We start from the raw sequence: 17,390 nt of genomic DNA, 5'->3' as shown, positions 1-17,390 counted from the left end.
ACTTATTCCTCCTTAAATTGTCTCAGTTTCTTCTCTATATCCATTTTTAGCTGCTTTCCACTTGCTCTTACGTGGTCACGCATGGCTTTCTCCGCTTCTTCACTGTCACCCTTTATAATTGCTGACAAGATTGTCTGATGTTCATGTAGTGATTTTTCGCGGCGAATAGGATCTTCAATCGTAATAAAAACATATCGGTTATAAGGAATTTGGTTAAGGAGCATATTTAACGTAAAGCTTAGTTTAGAATTGGCGGCTCCTTCCAGAATCGTTTCATGAAAAACACTATTTGCTTCTACATACAATTTATTATCGGAAGTTTGTAAAGCCCTCTCCATGTCAGTTACTGCCTGCTGAACTTTTTGGATTTCTTCAGCCTTTCCATTTTCCGCAAACAATCCGGCTGCAAGCCCTTCCAAAACTTCCTTTAAAGTAAATAACTCATTTAGTTCAGTTTCCGTTGGTTTTGAAACACAAGTCCCTACCCTTGGTATGATTTCGACTAATCCTTCTCTTTCTAGTTGTTTTAGTGCCTCTCGAATAGGTGTCCTGCTTACTTTGAAATACTCTGATAAAACCGTTTCCGATAATTTTTGACCTGGTTCATATTTTGCCGTCACGATTGCTTCGCGAATGGCGTTTGTAACTTGAGCCGTAATGCCTAAAGTCAAGATGCTAGATATGATCATCTTCCTCCTTTCGTTCGTACCATGTACCATACAAGGTTTATAGATCGAATTATAGTTGATTAAATTTCGAGCGTCAACAGAAAGTTAAGAAAATTATAAATAGTGAATACAATTATTTTCGTTAAATAAATTCTCCTCTATTGCATCGCAAAAAAATGTAGTTAAAATTTTTTATTTAAAAAAATTATCAGAATATATTGACATATGATTCCGCTTACAATTATAGTTTTGTTGTACAGCAACTTGCATGGTACATGGTGAATGCAAGATATAATTTAAAAGGGGGCGTATAAATGAAAGTTGAATCTCGCAGTATTGAGTACATTCCGGCAGAAGAGAGGCATGGGAAAGCTCGCGATTTATTTCCAATTTGGTTTGGTGCCAATATGCATATCACAACACTTGTGACAGGGGCATTACCCATTGCATTAGGCCTTAATTTATTCTGGAGCCTCATCGCAATTATCGTGGGGACACTCCTTGGGGCAATTTTTATGGCTTCTCACTCTGCTCAAGGTCCTCAACTTGGAATCCCCCAAATGATTCAGAGCCGGGCACAATTCGGAATCATTGGTGCCATATTTCCCTTGTTTCTCGTTATGTTTGTTTATTTAGGCTTTTTTGCAAGCAGTGGATTACTTGCGGCCCAAACGTTAAGCAGTTTAACATCGATGGATCAAACATGGAGCATCTTAATCCTCAATATTATGTGCTTTATTGTTACAATTTTTGGATATAACTTAATTCATAAAATGCAGAAGTTATTGTCTTGGACCTCTTTGCTTGTCTATTTAGTGGCAACCGTGATTATTGTGCAATTACCATTTCCTGCAGGAAGTTTAGAAATGGGGTCAGTTCAGCTGCCTGTGTTTTTATTAGCAGTTAGTATGGTTGCGACATGGCAATTAGCATATGCTCCCTATGTTGCAGACTATTCTCGCTACCTTCCAGTTACGACACCAACCGCGCAAACATTTTGGTATAGTTATTTTGGTACTGCTATCGGTACGATCTGGATGATGGCATTAGGTGCAGCCTTAACAATTGCCATTCCAAATTTTCTTGAGCACTCCGGAGGTAATTTAGCTCATCTGTTCGGTGGATTTGCGATTATCATGTATTTGATTATTATTTTTGGACAGCTTGCTATTAATGTTTTTAATTTGTATGGAGCGTTTATGTCGACGATTACTACAATTGAACCATTCATGAAGTTGAAAGTGACCGCAAAAGTCCGCATCGGAATGATTTTTGGTGTAACGGTAATCGGGACGATACTATGCTTGTTAGGTCAAAGTAATTTCCTTTCATTTTTCTTAAACTTTATCTTTTTCATCAGTTATTTTCTAATTCCATGGACATCAATTAATCTTGTTGACTATTATTTACTGCGCCATGGTCGTTATAATGTTAAGGATATTTTTGATCTAAATGGCCAGTATGGAAAAATAAATTGGATCACTTGTATCGCTTTTCTTGTCTCCATCCTGGTAGAAATCCCTTTTATTAACACATCATTCTACGTAGGACCAGTGGCAAAAGCATTTAATGGAGCCGATATTGCATGGGTTATTGGATTAGTTGTCCCTGCTGGATTATATTACTTCCCTATGAGAAAAAAATTAAATACACACGAAAACATCTTTGAAACTCAAAATAGAGCTCTATAGAGCATTAAACCTTACCGATAAATACTATTACAAAAGTAAAAAGCACCTTCCTTCTTAAAGAGAGGTGCATTTTACTTTTATAGAAAGGTACCCAACATATGTTACTGGAAATATCGAATAGACTTTAGCCCTTTAACTTTTTCAATACTGGCTGGTGCTTGCTCCTTTTTCATCTACAAATTCACCTTTATTTGTTTAGCAATGTAGATCTCGCCTTTTTGTTTGTATTTTAGGATAAATCCAGCTGGTACGCAGTTGTATGTTATGGTCAAACCGACATCAGCAAGAAGGGTGTTGCCCTCCACTTTCCAATTTACAGACTGATAGAGCGGAAAGCGGTGACGATAATAGGTTTTTCCGCATTGATTGGCTGCCCTCCATGTATGACCTCGTCCTTTTACCTGGATCGTTTTATCCGTTGCAGTAATCATAAAATCTCGTTCAATGGTATGGACGGGATTGTCGATGTCCATTTCCTCATAAGCTAGCCCATCTGGCGTTTCTACCTGCTGGAGTATGTGCGCTTCCTTCTTAACTACCCATGTTCCGTAACCTACTATGAAAATGACTACGATCTCTTTTTTGCCATCACCGTTTAAATCAATGACATGCAATTCAGGCAGGCGTGTTTCACTCATTGAAACGGCCCATCCCTCTGTTTCCACTATTTCATTACCAATCTTGACCCGAAAATCAGTAAATCGTTCTTCTTTTGGGTTTGGAGTTGCGTAAAGATAGACGCCTGCTTTTTTATCCCCAACCACAAGTGTTTGGGAATTAGTTGTGGTTGCCTTGCCGTTTATCACACCGCTTGACGATACTATTACCAAACAACCAATAGCCACAAAAAATTTTTTCATCAATAACCCTCATTTTTCACTTTTGATGTTCTTCGTAATTCTTACATACATGAGGCCCAGCCAATGACATACAAATTTATTTTCTGGTTAATATGGTTATTTATTCATAATATCTTTAGGGCACTATCATCCATTAAATCAACCAAAATTTCTGTTCCCCTTACTGAGTCCGCTTTTAATAAAACTTTTTTAAAAAATGGGACTCTAGAATTTTCCGTTTTTGTATTGACTTACATATGATAATGTACCGATGACATCAAATGAAAGGAGGAGTACATGTTGAGTGAGGAAAAGAATGGAGAAACCAGTAAATCAGGGAAGTCCCTGTGGAAACCGCTTTTGGCAGCACCCGCTTTATTTTTTCTTGCCCCAATAGGGATCGGTTTGTATTTAACTCATCCATTCCCGGCAAAGACGACAAAAAATCCAGGGGAATATGGTCTTGCATTCGAAGAGATTGAATTTTTCAGCCGAAAAGATCAAGTCAAGCTGTCTGGCTGGTGGATTCCAGCCGCTTCAAAGAACAGCAAGAAAACGGTCATCACAGCGCACGGTTACATGAATGAACGTGCCATGGAAAGGATTGAAGGACTGCGACTCGTTAAAGTTCTATCAGAACAGGGCTATAATGTACTGATGTTTGATTTTCGCAATGCAGGGAAATCGAAGGGAAAAACCACGGGGATCGGATATTTTGAAAGACACGATTTGTATTCAGCGATTGATTATGCGATTCAGGAAAAACATCAGGATAAAGTTGCTCTCCTTGGCTGGAGTATGGGAGCTGCTACTGCGCTTATAGCTGGATGCGAACACCCTGCTGTTTCCGTTATCATTGCCGATAGTCCCTTTTGTGATTTAGAACCTTTTCTAAAAGAAAATCTTTCGCATTGGACCAAGCTGCCAAAACGACCATTTACACCGATTGTTTATCATTCCATGCGCAAGCTCCTCAAAATTGATCCCACTGAAGTTTCACCCATCAATCATGTGAAAAACACGAAAGGAAAATCCTTCTTCATCATCCATAGTAAGACAGATAAAGCTATTCCTTATGCCGAGAGCGAAAAATTATTTCAATCGATCTCATCTAACAACCATAAAGAATTGTGGCTGACGAAAGATTGTGAACACATTCATTCGTATCGTTTGCATAAAAGTGAGTATACACGCCGTGTACTCAGGTTCCTAAATAAGTACTTAAAGCTTGACTAAAACGGATATAGGAGAAATCTATAAACAAGTTAAAAAAACGCTCCGCTATCATAAACAATCATAAAAAATGAAAAAAGGGACAGTCCTCCGACGCGCTAACACTTTAGCACACTGGGGGCTGACCCAGAAGTTAGGATTTGAAGCCAGCCCATGATGTTATTAATAGTTTAACAATTGAAAATTTGATTTAATAGCTACTTACGGAGTGTTTTATTCCATAAAACTGCCACTACTCGGAATTTGTCGAATTTAAATCGACAATTATCGGGTGGTGACAAGCACTATTTTAAAATTAAAAGGCATGAGCCCGGTTCATTACCGTACTCATGCCCTTTCAGCAGCATAATAATTCATGTCTAACTTTTTGGGTTCAGATCAATTCCGATGCTTTTTTTCTTTGTTAATTTATGTTAAAGAAACAACCTGCAGCTTCTTAGAGTGACGGTCTGGATGAGGTTTTTGGGATTTTGTCGTAGTCGGCTGGATTGAGCTGATAAATAGATCCGTCGGCGACGCCATTAAGAATGCCGTACAGTCCGGTTTCGACTGTCTTGACGAGTTGTCCTCGTTTCTTTTGCCCCAGTGTGTGTGATTGGCCTCTTACCTCAAAGAGAATAGTACCGCTTCCATTTAAAGCAAAGCTTCCCAGAGCCGTCCCAGGGAGATTGATGGTTTGGTCATACAGCGTGATGTTGTTGAATGGTGAACTTTCACCAATGGATTGCAGAGCATTATAGGCGGCCATATTGATTTGCTTCGAGAATTCCAAGTTATAGTTTTTAGCATACTCGGCAAATTTCGCCCCCGGCAATCTCGGGTCAGAGACAAACTTGGCAGAAATGGACATTGTTACAAGATCATCGGTACCCTCTACATAGTATTGGCCCTGATGATGCAGATCAATAAACACATCGACTTTGCCAAATTCTTTTTGTAAGGCCTTATAAACATCCCGGACCGTTTGCGACTCCGGTGTTATGTACCAGCCCGAACCAGCTGAATTTCCAGGAAAATCCGCAGCCTTTGGAACATAATTTAAGTCAGGATTAAAGTCGCGGTTTACATCAAACCCTGGATTCTGGGTATAGTCTCTTTGTTGCATAACACCAGTATAATAATTCCATGCTGTCCTTGTCCCTTCAAGCTGCGGGAACTTGGCGACAACTTCCGCCCATGTCATAGAATTGCCGCGGCGGTCCAATTCCGATGCATCGGGATTCATTTTTGGCAGTGCAACGATTGTCATTTCATCACGAATTTTTTTGGCCTCCGGAGAATTGCTGGAACCGACAAACTGAAGCAAGCTCAGGATGGCCTCTGTCCCTGTTTTTTCATTCCCGTGAATCTCACTTTCAATGAGGACGACTTTTTTGCCATTCCCAACCCGGGCTTGGTAAATATCCCTTCCGCGATTGGATTGGCCGACCACCTTCAAAGCAACCCGGCCCTGGCTGTTATTTTCAATTTGCTTCAGCCGCTTGACCATTTCCGCATAATCGGTAAAGCCTTTAATTGAATACTCTTGGTTAGGATTTGTGAGATTGCCATTGGAAGAGTTGGTAGCCAGCGCCGGTGTCGCCAGGCTTGCACAAAGTGCCACAATCCCCAGTCCTGTTATTAACTTCTTCTTCTTCACTTCCATCACTCCTCTATTATTTTGCAATACAACTACCATTCTATTAGGAGGTTGATAGAAAAGATGTCGATTCCTCTTGGCGAGACTTTTCTATTTTTGACGAAAATAGGCTTATTTTGTCCTTTTATTTCGAAAAACGAAAATTTTGAACAAAACAGATCTTTCGTCATAGTCCTGCTGACCCAACTCCAGGTGTCACCCAAATTTTTTCCGTTTTGTTTGGACGACGGGGAATAGGGCCATAAATATTAAGCACCCATTATTAAAAAGACAATCCCGCTTGAAATTGATCAAGCGGGATGCACATACCGTTTCACTTTTTTAAAATCATTCATCTTCAAATAGTTTTTCACCGCGTGCATGATGCCAGTGACACGTTAAAATTCCATCACATAAGCTTCCTGTATTGAGGGGAAAGCCCATATGCGGGCAACGATTATCCACCGCATAGACTTTTTTTTCGTGAACGAATACGGCAATTGCATGACTTCCAGCTTTTATTACCTTTGCACCTTCATCTTCTAGTGTCTTTAATGATCCGGCATAAATCAGTTCTGACAATGGTATCACTCTCCCGGAAAATGATATTCAATGGCACTTCTAAAACGGCTGAATAGCCTTCGTAAAAAAACTAGTTATCTACAATATAATATTATTGATGGAATGCAGGAATCCTTCATAAGTTTGATCTTTCTCATCCAAAAGTCTGAAACTATATGAGAAAAGTGGGGGTAAACATTTCGTCTTCTACAATGCCCCGAACCCTATCGCCGTTTTTTGCAAGCGGATTGTGGAAAATTCTATTTTTCTTTGAAAAACTGCCTATTCGCTCATCAATCTCTCTGCCATTTCAGGAAAGTCAATAAACGGATTCCGGTTTCCTTGCAGTTCAAAGATGGCCAGGTTCCTATGCTTTTCATATAGAGAAACTGGAAATTGCTTATGCCAATTCAGTAAAACTCGGAGGTTCACATAATCTTTATTGATGATCCCTTGATACCGGGTTAAAAAAAATAATGTGGCCCTTGCTACAATTCCCTTTCCGTACTCTGGTTCAAACTTTCCTTCATCTGACTTTCCACAGCCTTCCTTAATTCCTAAAGTAAGTTTTTCCGGAACATATTCAGGAAAATCATCATAAGGATTGTTTCCACGTCGGCTGTTACATGTGGGTTCACAGGAAAATAAATGATGCAAATCTCCTCTCATTGGTTCTTGCTTCTTAAACCATGATTGAGGTACCACATGTTCGCAATTTAAAGTCATTTCATCAGATAAACTTGTGATGTTCCCGCTTGCTATATGTTCAAGAATACGAATGTCCTCCTCAATGGCAACAACCGGATCCATTCCTTTCCCGGAATAGATACTTTTTAGTTTCCCATTCTCCTGAAGATCAACCCACGGATAAACATAACGATGAGGAGCGTAATTTAGCTTATTTTGGTGGGTTCTTTCTACTAAATGATGAATACTGTTTTTGTCAAATGTAGTATTTTTATAGTATGTTTGTTGAATTTCCAAATCCTTTTGTTCGTCATAGTAGCTGCGGTTATTGCTGTTTTCCAAATAGGCCGCGATTAAGTTCTCCCGTTCTTTAGCCAATAATTCCATCTGGTTCATCATAACCTCACCTCTTTAGGGATAAATAGTTTTTAAAGAACTAGAATCAGAATCAAACTTTAGCTATTTCTTATGTCCACTTGCAGAAAGAAATTTAAGCCAGCCCATGATGTTATTAATAGTTTAACAATTGAAAATTTGATTTAATAGCTACTTATGGAGTGTTTTATTGCAAAAAAAGAGCCTGTCACCACCCGGAATTTGTCGAATTTAATTCGAAAATTATCGGACGGTGACAGGCACTATTTTATTTTTGAACCAGTTCTAAAAAGGAGCAAATCGTTAAGATTCCTTTATCAAAGTTTTCCAAATGAAAATGTTCATTCGGAGCATGAAGATTTTCCCCTGGTAGACCAAATCCCATTAAGACAACGGGAACATTTAGTGATTGGCTGAAATCCAAAACAATCGGAATGGAGCCGCCTTCTCTTTTGTAAACAGGTGATTTCCCATACACGTTTTCATAAGCTTCGGCAGCTTTTTGAATCATCGGACTGTCAATCGGGATTAAAAGTGGATTTCCCGCATTACCAAGAGACACTTTTACCGAGCATCCTTTTGGTGCATGTTCTTCCAAATGCTTTACAATCAATTCCTGAATCTTTTCGGGATTTTGATTATTGACTAGACGGCAGGTTATTTTGGCATGTGCCTCGTTAGGGATGACGGTTTTTGTTCCTTCCCCCTGAAATCCGCCCCATAGGCCATTCATTTCTAATGTCGGCCGGGAACTGATTCTCTCGCGGTAAGGATAATTTTGTTCTCCTCCAGTCAAATCCGTTAACCCTAACGATTGTTTTAGCTTTTCTTCATCAAACCCCAATGCAGCCATCTGTTCCTTTTCAAATTCTGTCAGTTCTACGACATCATCATAAAAATGATCAACATTTACTTTTCCGTTTGCATCATGAAGGGTAGAAAGCAGCTGTATCAATAACTGGTTGGCGTTCTGGACTCCCCCTCCGAACATGCCCGAATGCAAATCAGAATTAGCCGTTTTAAGGGAAACCTCCAATGCGCATAGCCCCCTTAAAGAACAAGTGATGGCTGGGACTCCTTTGTCCCACATATCAGTATCAGAAATAAGGACCACATCACAGGATAGTTTTTCTTTATTTTCGGATAAAAAGTGCAGAAGATTGGGACTGCCAATCTCTTCTTCCCCTTCAATACAAAATTTAATGTTTACAGGTAGCTTTCCATCCATTTCCATTAAAGTTTCCACTGCTTTGATATGGAGGAACATCTGTCCTTTGTCATCTGTTGCCCCTCTGGCAAAAATCTTTTCATCACGGATCGTTGGTTCAAACGGAGGAGTTTCCCATAAACCAATCGGGTCAACCGGCTGTACGTCATAATGGCCGTACACTAGGACTGTTGGAGCATTTTCCTGATGAATCCAGTCGGCATATATAATAGGGTGACCTTTTGTCTGGATGATTTCAACATGTTCCATTCCAATGCTTTTTAATTTGTTGGAAATCCATGACGCTGCATGTTGAATGTCCTCTTTATGTTCAGATAAAGAGCTAATACTTGGAATACGAAGCAATTCTTTTAGTTCCTCGACATTTTTATCATAATTACTGGATAAAAGCTCGGATAGTTGGCTCATGTTATCACCTTTTCTATTTTTATTTTCTATTCTATTTTATACAAAAAAATCGAGAAAACCCACTATCGACAATGAAAATGTAAGGAAGTAAATTTGCACACAATAAAATCTATGAGAAAAATTTCAGAGATGATGCTTTTGTATAAACTATGAAATAAGTGTCCATTCTGTAGCTATATTAACAGATTGGACGCCAGTCCTAATTCCGTACGGTAATCTGATGTATTTTGGATGTCGCAGCCGGTAGCAAACGGTACAACTACACCATATCGATGTACCCCCTTCCTCTACATAACTACTCTGTTAAAGCTCCATCAATTCGCGGCCAATCCAATTCAACACCTTCATTTACGAGTAAACGTTGAAAATCTTCCAATAAGACCGGTTTATTTCTTACCTCCCGTGGGAACACTCCTTTTTCTAAGGAATAGCTCACTAAATATCCAACAGATTCACCGATATTCCATTCAACAGGATGCAAGCGGTAGCACCCGTTTGTAATATGGGTTGTCCCAATATTTTTACATGCTGGAAGAAGATTTTTCATCCTTATTGGCAGCAGGCTGCCCAGTGGAATTTGAAACGGATAGCTAGGGACATAACAGGTTGTATTAGTTACAATAGTTGGGTGCAAATCAATCGAGTAACAGCCAACTCCCACTGAATCTTCAAATCGGGCAATTCCATTGCGTCCGCGCAGTTCGGCGCTGACATGCTGTTCCACAACGGTGAACTCAGCTTTTATCCTTCGAGATTCGCGGATATAAGGATACTTGGCCAATCCGTCCTCGGTGCCAGTCAAATCTTTTCTTAAGCGCAGCCCCCGATACCCGCAACCGCGATCCGGTCTTGGTGCTTCTGTCTGCAGCCAATACAGAAACGAAAGACTTAATTGTTTTGCACCTTTTAAATGTTTTTCTTTTTCTTCATCATTTACATCAATGATTGACCCGAGCCAATAATCGTTTTGCGGCCAATTGATAATGGAGATTTCCCCTTCATAAGTATGTGGTTGAAAAAGGGATGGGTCGATAATTCTGCGATAATCCCATAATGAAATATTTTCGCCGGGGAACATCCCGAATTTTTTCGTTTTACCCGTTACCCCATCCACACCATACCAACTCAACAGCTTATCACTCATAAAATCTGCTTGATATTCCCGCCAGAAATCGTACTGTTCAGGTTTTTCAATCGTGAAATCCCTGTCTTCTAGATAATCAACAATAAAACAATGGGTAATCGATTGCATATCCTGTGGAATTGCCACCCCATCAATGGCATGCGGCTCATCGGTCTCCGATATGGACTCAGCACCTGTTACATATTCAGTACCCGTAAGTGGAAGAACATCCCCGCATTCAGTTGCATCGATAAAGTAGACACCAGTTAAGGTAATCTGCTCAAATGTCTGCAAATTCTTAACAGTAACGGATTTGACACGATCTTGCTCAGTTTCAGCAGATAGAACTTTATAGTTTAGCATAATTGTAATCTTGCCACTGCTGATATAGGGTGCCAGCAGATCATTTAATACTGCTAATGAAACCCTGGGCTCATGGGCAATCCTGCTCACCCAGGCATTGCCAGGATTTAAAAATATATTTTTTCTTGCTTCTTCTGTTAACGGGTAGTGCCGCCTGTAATAATCGCGAACACGTTCCCTAAATTCACGATAGGTCCTTGTCGCGCCAAATTTTTCAATCCAACGATGCTCATCCGGTGGAACGGCCTGACTCGTCAGCTGTCCGCCGATCCAATCCGTTTCCTCTGTCATGATTACCTTTTTCCCCATCTTTGCAGCAGCAAGAGCGGCCGTGCATCCTCCAATCCCGCCGCCAATAATGATGATGTCTGCATTCATTTCCCGATTCATCATGTTCACTCCCTGCTTTGTTTCCTGCATTCGCTTCAATTAAGCTGTTGCAGCACATGCCTCCTATTCTTTAATAAACGCAAAGTTCAGAACAAAACCAACCTCAAACATCCGCTTCCAAGGTGAATAAACATGTGTAAGCTCAATTTTTCCTTCTTTTAAACCCGCAAGATTTTCCTCGATAAATGCTTCCAAGTATTTTGCGATAATTCCTTGAATTTCCTCAAGATGGCTCGATATATCAAAATAGGTTCCTCCAAAACGAGGAACATCATTGTTTGCCACGGCTTTTCTGGCAATGGTCTGATACCCCCAATCTTCTACGAGCCTTGAATAATAAAATTCCCGGCTTTTCCGCCTTCTCTGCCTGTTTTCTTCTGAGCGCTGATTATAATAGGATTCAATAATAGTATGGGCAATGACCGTTCCCAATGTATTTCCTGATGTATTCCATCCTGCATAGGCATCCAGTTTCTCAAGCAACCCTTGTTTCTTCAGCATAAACATTAATGTTTGGTCGCTTCCATTACAGGTTGCCACATCCGCTAACCCCACCACTTTATTATTACCTAAGTAATACTTCAGTGCCTGAACAAACTCTCTGTAATTAATTTCGGAAAAATACGATCGGTGCCTTTCACCAAATGCCAAAAATGGTTCCGCAACTCCTGATTGGCTGATAGCCGGCGAATGCGTAAATAAAATGGCATCAGCATCAGCGGATTGATCGGCGATCACACCACCCATTGCCGTGATATGAGATTTTATGCTTTCTTGTAAACTGCGATCTTCATATTTTGGAATGATAAAAGGGCCTTTCGTTGAAGAATATCTTAAAAACAGGGCTGGTGTATATTGGCGGGCATCGCAGAAAACTTTTGCCAACAGGGTGCAGCCAATTTCGTCAGCACCTGGATAAATTGCTGCCTGGTCCCAAAGATTCATTTTTTCCACCTTGCACAAAAGGTTGCTTTGTTCCTGTGAGCTAAACCCGTATTCGGCATTATCGTCAAGCGGGATAATGAGAAAATCAATCAACCCTTGATCAGCCAAATCAATTGCATACTCATTAGTAAACGCGTTTACCTTCCGTCTTCCTATAAAATCATCAATAACATCCTGCGGAATTTCCTCGGTAAGGAGCTGAAGTAGATGAGCATCGGAATCTGTTAATTCCCCGCGGGATTTTTTATCCATCAGCTTCCCATAGTTGGAGATTCTCTCACCATAAAACTCATAATAATCCGGCTCTTCATCACTGCTGTTATAGCCTGGCACCCGCATAATGAGATTAAAGGCATAGATTTTAAGCTCTTGGTTTTGTCTTTTTAATACCTTTATGACATCCAGTCTTTTTATACATTCTTCTTTCGTTAAATAATGGAGCCTGGAAGGGATTATTCCTCCATAAACCAGCATATCAAGTGAGAGAATCAAATAGTTGGCATCTTTTGCCTCATGCATCAACCAGTTTTGGATTCCCTCTACATTTGCGGGCTTTTTCTTTGCCCCTAACAACTTCATTCCCGGGACATGGAGTTCAAGATCTGTCATTGCGGCTAATTGCTGTGGATATTTCAGATTACATGGCCGTTCATCAAGCGGTAAGTAGACAACTTTCATAAGCTCAGCCCCTTTTAAAATATTCCAATCTTATATGGCAATTTGATAGGCTTTACGGATTGTCCGCATTGCCAATTGATAGTTTACGAAGCTTACAATGCTAAATGCGCATAGAAACGGCAGAAACTTGACAAAAGTGCAAATAAAAATGATGAAACAGGTGAACATCAGTGTGATCGTCGGTGTTGTTGGTCTTGTGACAGATAAATAAACAGCTTTTCGAATAGTTTGAATAACTGGCAGGTCAAGGTCAATTAGCAGCGGGTAAATATAGGAGGATACGAATATAAACATAAGTCCCAATAGCACAAAGATCGGGAAGAGCCCGTACTTTATTGCACCTTCCATATTCCAAACGACGAAATAATCCCCAATCAATATAATGGCAACAATTGTTTGTAAGACTCCAATCAAACTGCTTTTGAAAAAATATTTTTTAAAATTGGAAAAGAAGGTTTTCGTAATGGGCGGTTCATCTCGATTTGACCACGCTTTAACAACAGCAGCCATGGCTGCTGTTGACGCAAAGATCGTAAAAAGTGGAAGGGATGAAACCAGCCATAATATGTTTAAATAACAATAATTCCCGATTAACTCCAGTACCTTGAATACTTTTCCTTCCGGAGAAAACATCTGCCACACCTCCATCCTTGTATGTAACAAGACACCACAAGTTCTCTTGCGGTGTCTTTATCTATTGTTAGTGATACCTATATGGCGGCTCTTACAATGTTTTTTAAGTTTTCGACGGATTTTTCCGTTCCAATCTTGGCATCGCCAGCCCCTTCAAATTCTACAGACAACCACCCTTTATAATGAACACTATTAAGTTCAGAAATGACATGTTTAAGGTCGATGCTTCCTTCCCCAGCAGCTGTTCCGACAAACTTATTTCCGGATATCGACTTAAATGCGGGACCATCGTAATCATTGTCCACTGCCACAAAATCCTTAAAATGCACGTGGACGGCATAGTGCCTCAGAGCAGTGACCGCTGCCTTTGGATCTTCATCAACTAACAGAAAGTTCCCTGTATCCAACGTGCTCTGTACATTAGGAGAATCAACTGCTTCAATTAATTCCGCAACCTGTGCGCTGTGGCCGGCAAAGTAACCGTGATTTTCGATGCCTAATATGACACCATTCTCTTCAGCATATTTCGCACTCTCTTTCAAGCCTTCGATAATCCATTGTTTGCCTTGCTCGAAAGAAACACCTTCTTGAACATCTCCGCTAAAAATACGAACCATTGTTGTATTCAGCTTCTTGGCGATATCAATACTTTTTCGAACCCTAGCTGCCTCAAGGTCTCTTTCTTCTTTACTTGCATTAACAAAATTATTGGTTATGTCATAAGCACTTACCTGAAGATTCTTTTCTTTTAGCAATGATAATACTAGGGGGATTTCAACTTCTTCATTTGTCCAATAGATATCCAATAATTCTACACCTTCAACCCCAATGGAGGCGGCATAATCAATAAACTCCAAAATAGACATTTTCCCGGCAGCCGTATATTTATGTAAACTGTACATACTAACGCTCGTTTTCATGTAAACACCCCTCATTTTTTATTCTCTTCAGACCGCTATTTTAGCAAGTACTCTGCTACAAATTTTATTCTTTCTTCCTCGTTAAACGGATTTGGCTCATGGCCGTTTCCCGGATAAGTCTTTAATTCTATTTCCTTGTTTGCCAAATGGTTGTAGGCAGCAAAAACCGTAGAAGGAGGTGTTACGATGTCCTCCAATCCAATGGACATTAATGTTGGTATCTTAATTCTTGAACTGAAATTCATCACATCAAAGTAAGAAAGTTTCGTCATTAGCTGTTCATAGTTTTCCATCCGCGGATCGCGGAATTTTACATAGTTTAATAGTTCAAGATAGGGGCCGCTTCCTGCCACTTGAACTGCCCTTCTGATATCGGACATAAAAGGATAGTCCGGCATTGCCAAACATAAGTTGCTGCGCAGCGCCGCCGCAATAAGGGTTAAGGCTCCTCCTTGCGACTCTCCGTAGACACCAACTCTTTCGGGATCAATGCCATCCAATTGAAAGGCCCAATCCACACAGGCCAGGACATCCCGATAAACATTTGCATAATAATATTTTTCTTTTTCCTCTATACCCAGCGTCATCCAGCCGGGAGTCTGATTTCCATTCGGATATCTTGCATTATCGGGGGTGAAGCCCTGCCCGCGCACCTCAAAGCTGACCACCGCAATTCCTTGCAATGCCCATTTCAAGAATTCACCGATTTGTCCCCTGCTTCCAGTATATCCATGAAAATGGAGCAGAGCAGGAAAAGGGCCCCCGCCATTGGTTGGAATCATCAGCCAAGCCCTTATCGGAGTACCGTCCCAAGACTTAATAGAAACATCGGCAACCCTGAGCGAAGCTGCAGGATAATCAATCCAAGTGATATCTGACTCTATCGTTTGCGGGATAAAGCAATTCATCTCTTCCCAGAATGAATCAAAATCAGCTTGGGCAGTTAATGTTGGTTTATATGTTTTTAATTTTTCTAAAGGAAAATCACCTATTAAACGAAGCATCCTCAAACACCTCTTGAACGGGGTTAATACATCTTATCCAAAACTGCTTTAGCAGTCTTTTCAATAGAATGAAAAATGTTCTCTTTCTGTCTTAGAGCAACAGCTGTTGTTAAAATATCCAACAAATGAAGCTGTGCAATTTTTGAAGCAAATGCCCCTCCTTGGAGCGGCGTTTCTTTTGAAGCAGCCAGTAAGATGACATCCGCATATTGTGTTATCGGAGATTTTGCGTGATTCGTAATGCAAATAACAAAGGCATTATTTTCTTTTGCAATCCGAATAGCATCGACAACATCCTTTGTACTGCCGGAAGTTGAAATTCCAAAAACAACATCCCATTCTCCAACAAGAGCTGCATTCATCGCCATGATATGTGAATCGGAGGAATGTTCCACGTTAAAACCAAAACGCATAAATCGGTACTTTGCATCTAAAGCAGTTATACCGGATGACCCAACCCCAAAGAAATACAGCCGTTTTGCAGTAATGATAGCATTTACAGCTTTTTCCAATACTTGGGATTGCAGCAAATTAAGTGTATTTTCAAGTGCGTGTGTATTCTGGTTCGTAATCTTTTTAGACACTACTTCCAGGTTGTCATATTCCTCAATTTCCCCATGGACTTGTACATCAGGACTTACGAGATTTTGTGCAACTGCTAGTTTGAATTCTTGATAACCTCGGTATCCGAGCTTGCGGCAAAAACGGATGACTGTCGTTTCACCGACACCCGCCTTTTCTGCCAGATCGGTTACAGATGAATAAACTGCTTCCTTTGTGTCAGCCATAACAAAATCGGCAACTTTTTGTTCTGCCTTGGTAAGGGACTTGTAAATACTTGAAATCAGAATCATTGGGCTGGACGAAGTGGTACTCATTTCTTTCCCTATCCTTCCTGGAATTAAATATTTAATTTCGTAAATAGTATAACTATTTAAAATTTGATTTCCACCCCTTTTTGACTAGATTCGTAAATTCCACAAAGAATTTTCATGATTTCCACTCCATCTTCCACAGGACTTAATGTTTCTCCTCCCGTTAAACAGCATTCTACAAAATGATCAATCTCTGACTGAAATCCTTTCACAAAATCAAATGTAAGACTATCAACTTGTGGAGTTAAATTCAAAATCGTATCATACTTTTCCGAAACAATCAGCAACTCGGGTTCAATTTCCGCCCCGCCCTTTTCACCATATAGCTTTACCGATATTTCATCGTTCTTCGTATGAAGCGTAAAACTGACATCAACCATTAAAGAAGCTCCATTTTCAAACCGAATCAAAGCATTGGCAAGGTCTTCAACTGTATTTTTGGATGCATCAAAATCTGCTGTCTTATAATAAGAGAGATTCTCCACATTTGATCGATTTCCTAATTTATAGTAAGTATTTCCGCTGACTGACTTAACCTTGGGGCGCCCCATTAAATACCAGCATAGATCAATGACATGAACACCTAAATCAATCAGCGGGCCACCTCCTGAGCGCTCCTTATCAGAGAACCAGCCGCCGGGATTGCCCAATCGGCGTAGGCACGAGGCTTTCGCATAATAAATTTCACCCAGTTCATCATGATCGATAAACTGTTTAAGAATATTTGTGTTGCTACCGTATCTTCTGACAAACCCAACCTGCAGGAGTTTCCCCGTTTCCTTTACCGTTTGTTCCACAAGCAGGGCATCTTCCATTGTCGTACAAAGCGGTTTCTCAACCAGCACATTCTTTCCCGCTTTAAGAGCGGCAATACTGATTTCCGCATGACTATTATTCCATGTGCAAATACTGACCGCATTCACTTCGGGATTCTCTAAAAGTTCTTTGTAGCTGCTGTAAACATATTTTGCGCCATATTTTTCAGCCTTCTGTTTTGTCCGTTCGATATTCAAATCACATATGGCAATGATTTCAGCCTGTTTATTTTTCGAGTAGGAGTCTAAATGGAGATCCGAGATACTCCCACCCCCAATAACACCAATTTTCAATTTCTTCATTTTCAAAACCTCCAAGTTTTTGAATGAATGGCA

At 40.2% G+C, this 17,390-nt stretch carries 14 protein-coding genes and 1 pseudogene; 2 read left to right on the top strand and 13 right to left on the bottom strand.

Going from position 1 to position 17,390, the window contains the following annotated elements; translation table 11 throughout:
- Positions 1 to 2 precede the first annotated feature (2 nt).
- Positions 3 to 689 carry a GntR family transcriptional regulator gene (locus tag ACFVSW_RS10070; RefSeq protein ID WP_387315323.1) on the bottom strand — a complete coding sequence of 229 codons (687 nt, stop codon included), beginning with the start codon at positions 687 to 689 and terminating at the stop codon, positions 3 to 5.
- 293 nt (positions 690 to 982) lie between these two features.
- On the opposite strand from ACFVSW_RS10070, the gene ACFVSW_RS10065 reads away from it, so the two are divergent.
- Positions 983 to 2,359, top strand: a complete 1,377-nt coding sequence (locus ACFVSW_RS10065) for a purine-cytosine permease family protein (protein ID WP_387315321.1) — start codon at positions 983 to 985, stop codon at positions 2,357 to 2,359.
- A 173-nt stretch (positions 2,360 to 2,532) separates the two neighbouring features.
- Here ACFVSW_RS10065 and ACFVSW_RS10060 read toward each other — a convergent pair whose 3' ends face one another.
- On the bottom strand, positions 2,533 to 3,219 hold the full coding sequence (locus ACFVSW_RS10060; protein WP_387315319.1) for a hypothetical protein: 687 nt from the start codon (positions 3,217 to 3,219) through the stop codon (positions 2,533 to 2,535).
- 279 nt (positions 3,220 to 3,498) lie between these two features.
- On the opposite strand from ACFVSW_RS10060, the gene ACFVSW_RS10055 reads away from it, so the two are divergent.
- Positions 3,499 to 4,434, top strand: coding sequence for an alpha/beta hydrolase (locus ACFVSW_RS10055; protein WP_387315317.1), 936 nt, complete (start codon positions 3,499 to 3,501; stop codon positions 4,432 to 4,434).
- Between the two features lie 433 nt (positions 4,435 to 4,867).
- On the opposite strand, the gene ACFVSW_RS10050 is transcribed toward ACFVSW_RS10055, so the two are convergent.
- From ACFVSW_RS10050 to ACFVSW_RS10000, 11 genes and pseudogenes are all read right to left on the bottom strand, one after another.
- On the bottom strand, positions 4,868 to 6,076 hold the full coding sequence (locus tag ACFVSW_RS10050; RefSeq protein WP_387315571.1) for a M14 family zinc carboxypeptidase: 1,209 nt from the start codon (positions 6,074 to 6,076) through the stop codon (positions 4,868 to 4,870).
- A 348-nt stretch (positions 6,077 to 6,424) separates the two neighbouring features.
- A pseudogene (locus ACFVSW_RS10045) lies at positions 6,425 to 6,631 on the bottom strand (Rieske (2Fe-2S) protein); the annotation flags it as partial.
- Positions 6,632 to 6,892: 261 nt separating this feature from the next.
- On the bottom strand, positions 6,893 to 7,696 hold the full coding sequence (locus ACFVSW_RS10040) for an endonuclease I family protein (protein WP_387315315.1): 804 nt from the start codon (positions 7,694 to 7,696) through the stop codon (positions 6,893 to 6,895).
- Positions 7,697 to 7,940: 244 nt separating this feature from the next.
- Positions 7,941 to 9,308, bottom strand: coding sequence for a dipeptidase (locus tag ACFVSW_RS10035; protein WP_387315313.1), 1,368 nt, complete (start codon positions 9,306 to 9,308; stop codon positions 7,941 to 7,943).
- A gap of 295 nt (positions 9,309 to 9,603) precedes the next feature.
- A complete protein-coding gene (locus ACFVSW_RS10030) occupies positions 9,604 to 11,184 on the bottom strand; it encodes an FAD-dependent oxidoreductase (RefSeq protein ID WP_387315311.1) in 1,581 nt (526 codons plus the stop codon).
- Between the two features lie 63 nt (positions 11,185 to 11,247).
- Positions 11,248 to 12,807 (bottom strand): DUF4127 family protein, encoded by a 1,560-nt coding sequence (locus ACFVSW_RS10025; RefSeq protein WP_387315309.1) that lies wholly within the window; start codon positions 12,805 to 12,807, stop codon positions 11,248 to 11,250.
- Positions 12,808 to 12,837: 30 nt separating this feature from the next.
- A complete protein-coding gene (locus tag ACFVSW_RS10020) occupies positions 12,838 to 13,440 on the bottom strand; it encodes a YesL family protein (protein WP_387315308.1) in 603 nt (200 codons plus the stop codon).
- 77 nt (positions 13,441 to 13,517) lie between these two features.
- Positions 13,518 to 14,360 carry a sugar phosphate isomerase/epimerase family protein gene (locus ACFVSW_RS10015; RefSeq protein WP_387315306.1) on the bottom strand — a complete coding sequence of 281 codons (843 nt, stop codon included), beginning with the start codon at positions 14,358 to 14,360 and terminating at the stop codon, positions 13,518 to 13,520.
- A 35-nt stretch (positions 14,361 to 14,395) separates the two neighbouring features.
- The gene (locus ACFVSW_RS10010; protein ID WP_387315304.1) at positions 14,396 to 15,364 is read right to left on the bottom strand and encodes an acetylxylan esterase; all 969 of its coding nucleotides are present in this window, start codon (positions 15,362 to 15,364) and stop codon (positions 14,396 to 14,398) included.
- 23 nt (positions 15,365 to 15,387) lie between these two features.
- Positions 15,388 to 16,242 (bottom strand): MurR/RpiR family transcriptional regulator, encoded by an 855-nt coding sequence (locus tag ACFVSW_RS10005; protein WP_387315303.1) that lies wholly within the window; start codon positions 16,240 to 16,242, stop codon positions 15,388 to 15,390.
- A gap of 56 nt (positions 16,243 to 16,298) precedes the next feature.
- On the bottom strand, positions 16,299 to 17,357 hold the full coding sequence (locus ACFVSW_RS10000; RefSeq protein WP_387315300.1) for a Gfo/Idh/MocA family protein: 1,059 nt from the start codon (positions 17,355 to 17,357) through the stop codon (positions 16,299 to 16,301).
- Between the last annotated feature and the right edge of the window lie 33 nt (positions 17,358 to 17,390).

Source organism: Neobacillus sp. NPDC058068 (assembly GCF_042885335.1).
GTDB lineage: Bacteria > Bacillota > Bacilli > Bacillales > Cytobacillaceae > Neobacillus.
The sequence above is the reverse complement of the archived record's forward strand: the minus strand, read 5'-3'. Positions and strand labels throughout refer to the sequence as shown.

What these genes read in the sequence shown, in the direction of transcription:
- ACFVSW_RS10070 (WP_387315323.1), bottom strand. Translation starts at nt 689, where the DNA reads ATGATCATATCTAGCATCTTGACTTTAGGCATTACGGCTCAAGTTACA.
- ACFVSW_RS10065 (WP_387315321.1), top strand. Translation starts at nt 983, where the DNA reads ATGAAAGTTGAATCTCGCAGTATTGAGTACATTCCGGCAGAAGAGAGG.
- ACFVSW_RS10060 (WP_387315319.1), bottom strand. Translation starts at nt 3,219, where the DNA reads ATGAAAAAATTTTTTGTGGCTATTGGTTGTTTGGTAATAGTATCGTCA.
- ACFVSW_RS10050 (WP_387315571.1), bottom strand. Translation starts at nt 6,076, where the DNA reads ATGGAAGTGAAGAAGAAGAAGTTAATAACAGGACTGGGGATTGTGGCA.
- ACFVSW_RS10040 (WP_387315315.1), bottom strand. Translation starts at nt 7,696, where the DNA reads ATGATGAACCAGATGGAATTATTGGCTAAAGAACGGGAGAACTTAATC.
- ACFVSW_RS10035 (WP_387315313.1), bottom strand. Translation starts at nt 9,308, where the DNA reads ATGAGCCAACTATCCGAGCTTTTATCCAGTAATTATGATAAAAATGTC.
- ACFVSW_RS10030 (WP_387315311.1), bottom strand. Translation starts at nt 11,184, where the DNA reads ATGAATCGGGAAATGAATGCAGACATCATCATTATTGGCGGCGGGATT.
- ACFVSW_RS10025 (WP_387315309.1), bottom strand. Translation starts at nt 12,807, where the DNA reads ATGAAAGTTGTCTACTTACCGCTTGATGAACGGCCATGTAATCTGAAA.
- ACFVSW_RS10020 (WP_387315308.1), bottom strand. Translation starts at nt 13,440, where the DNA reads ATGTTTTCTCCGGAAGGAAAAGTATTCAAGGTACTGGAGTTAATCGGG.
- ACFVSW_RS10015 (WP_387315306.1), bottom strand. Translation starts at nt 14,360, where the DNA reads ATGAAAACGAGCGTTAGTATGTACAGTTTACATAAATATACGGCTGCC.
- ACFVSW_RS10010 (WP_387315304.1), bottom strand. Translation starts at nt 15,364, where the DNA reads ATGCTTCGTTTAATAGGTGATTTTCCTTTAGAAAAATTAAAAACATAT.
- ACFVSW_RS10005 (WP_387315303.1), bottom strand. Translation starts at nt 16,242, where the DNA reads ATGAGTACCACTTCGTCCAGCCCAATGATTCTGATTTCAAGTATTTAC.
- ACFVSW_RS10000 (WP_387315300.1), bottom strand. Translation starts at nt 17,357, where the DNA reads ATGAAGAAATTGAAAATTGGTGTTATTGGGGGTGGGAGTATCTCGGAT.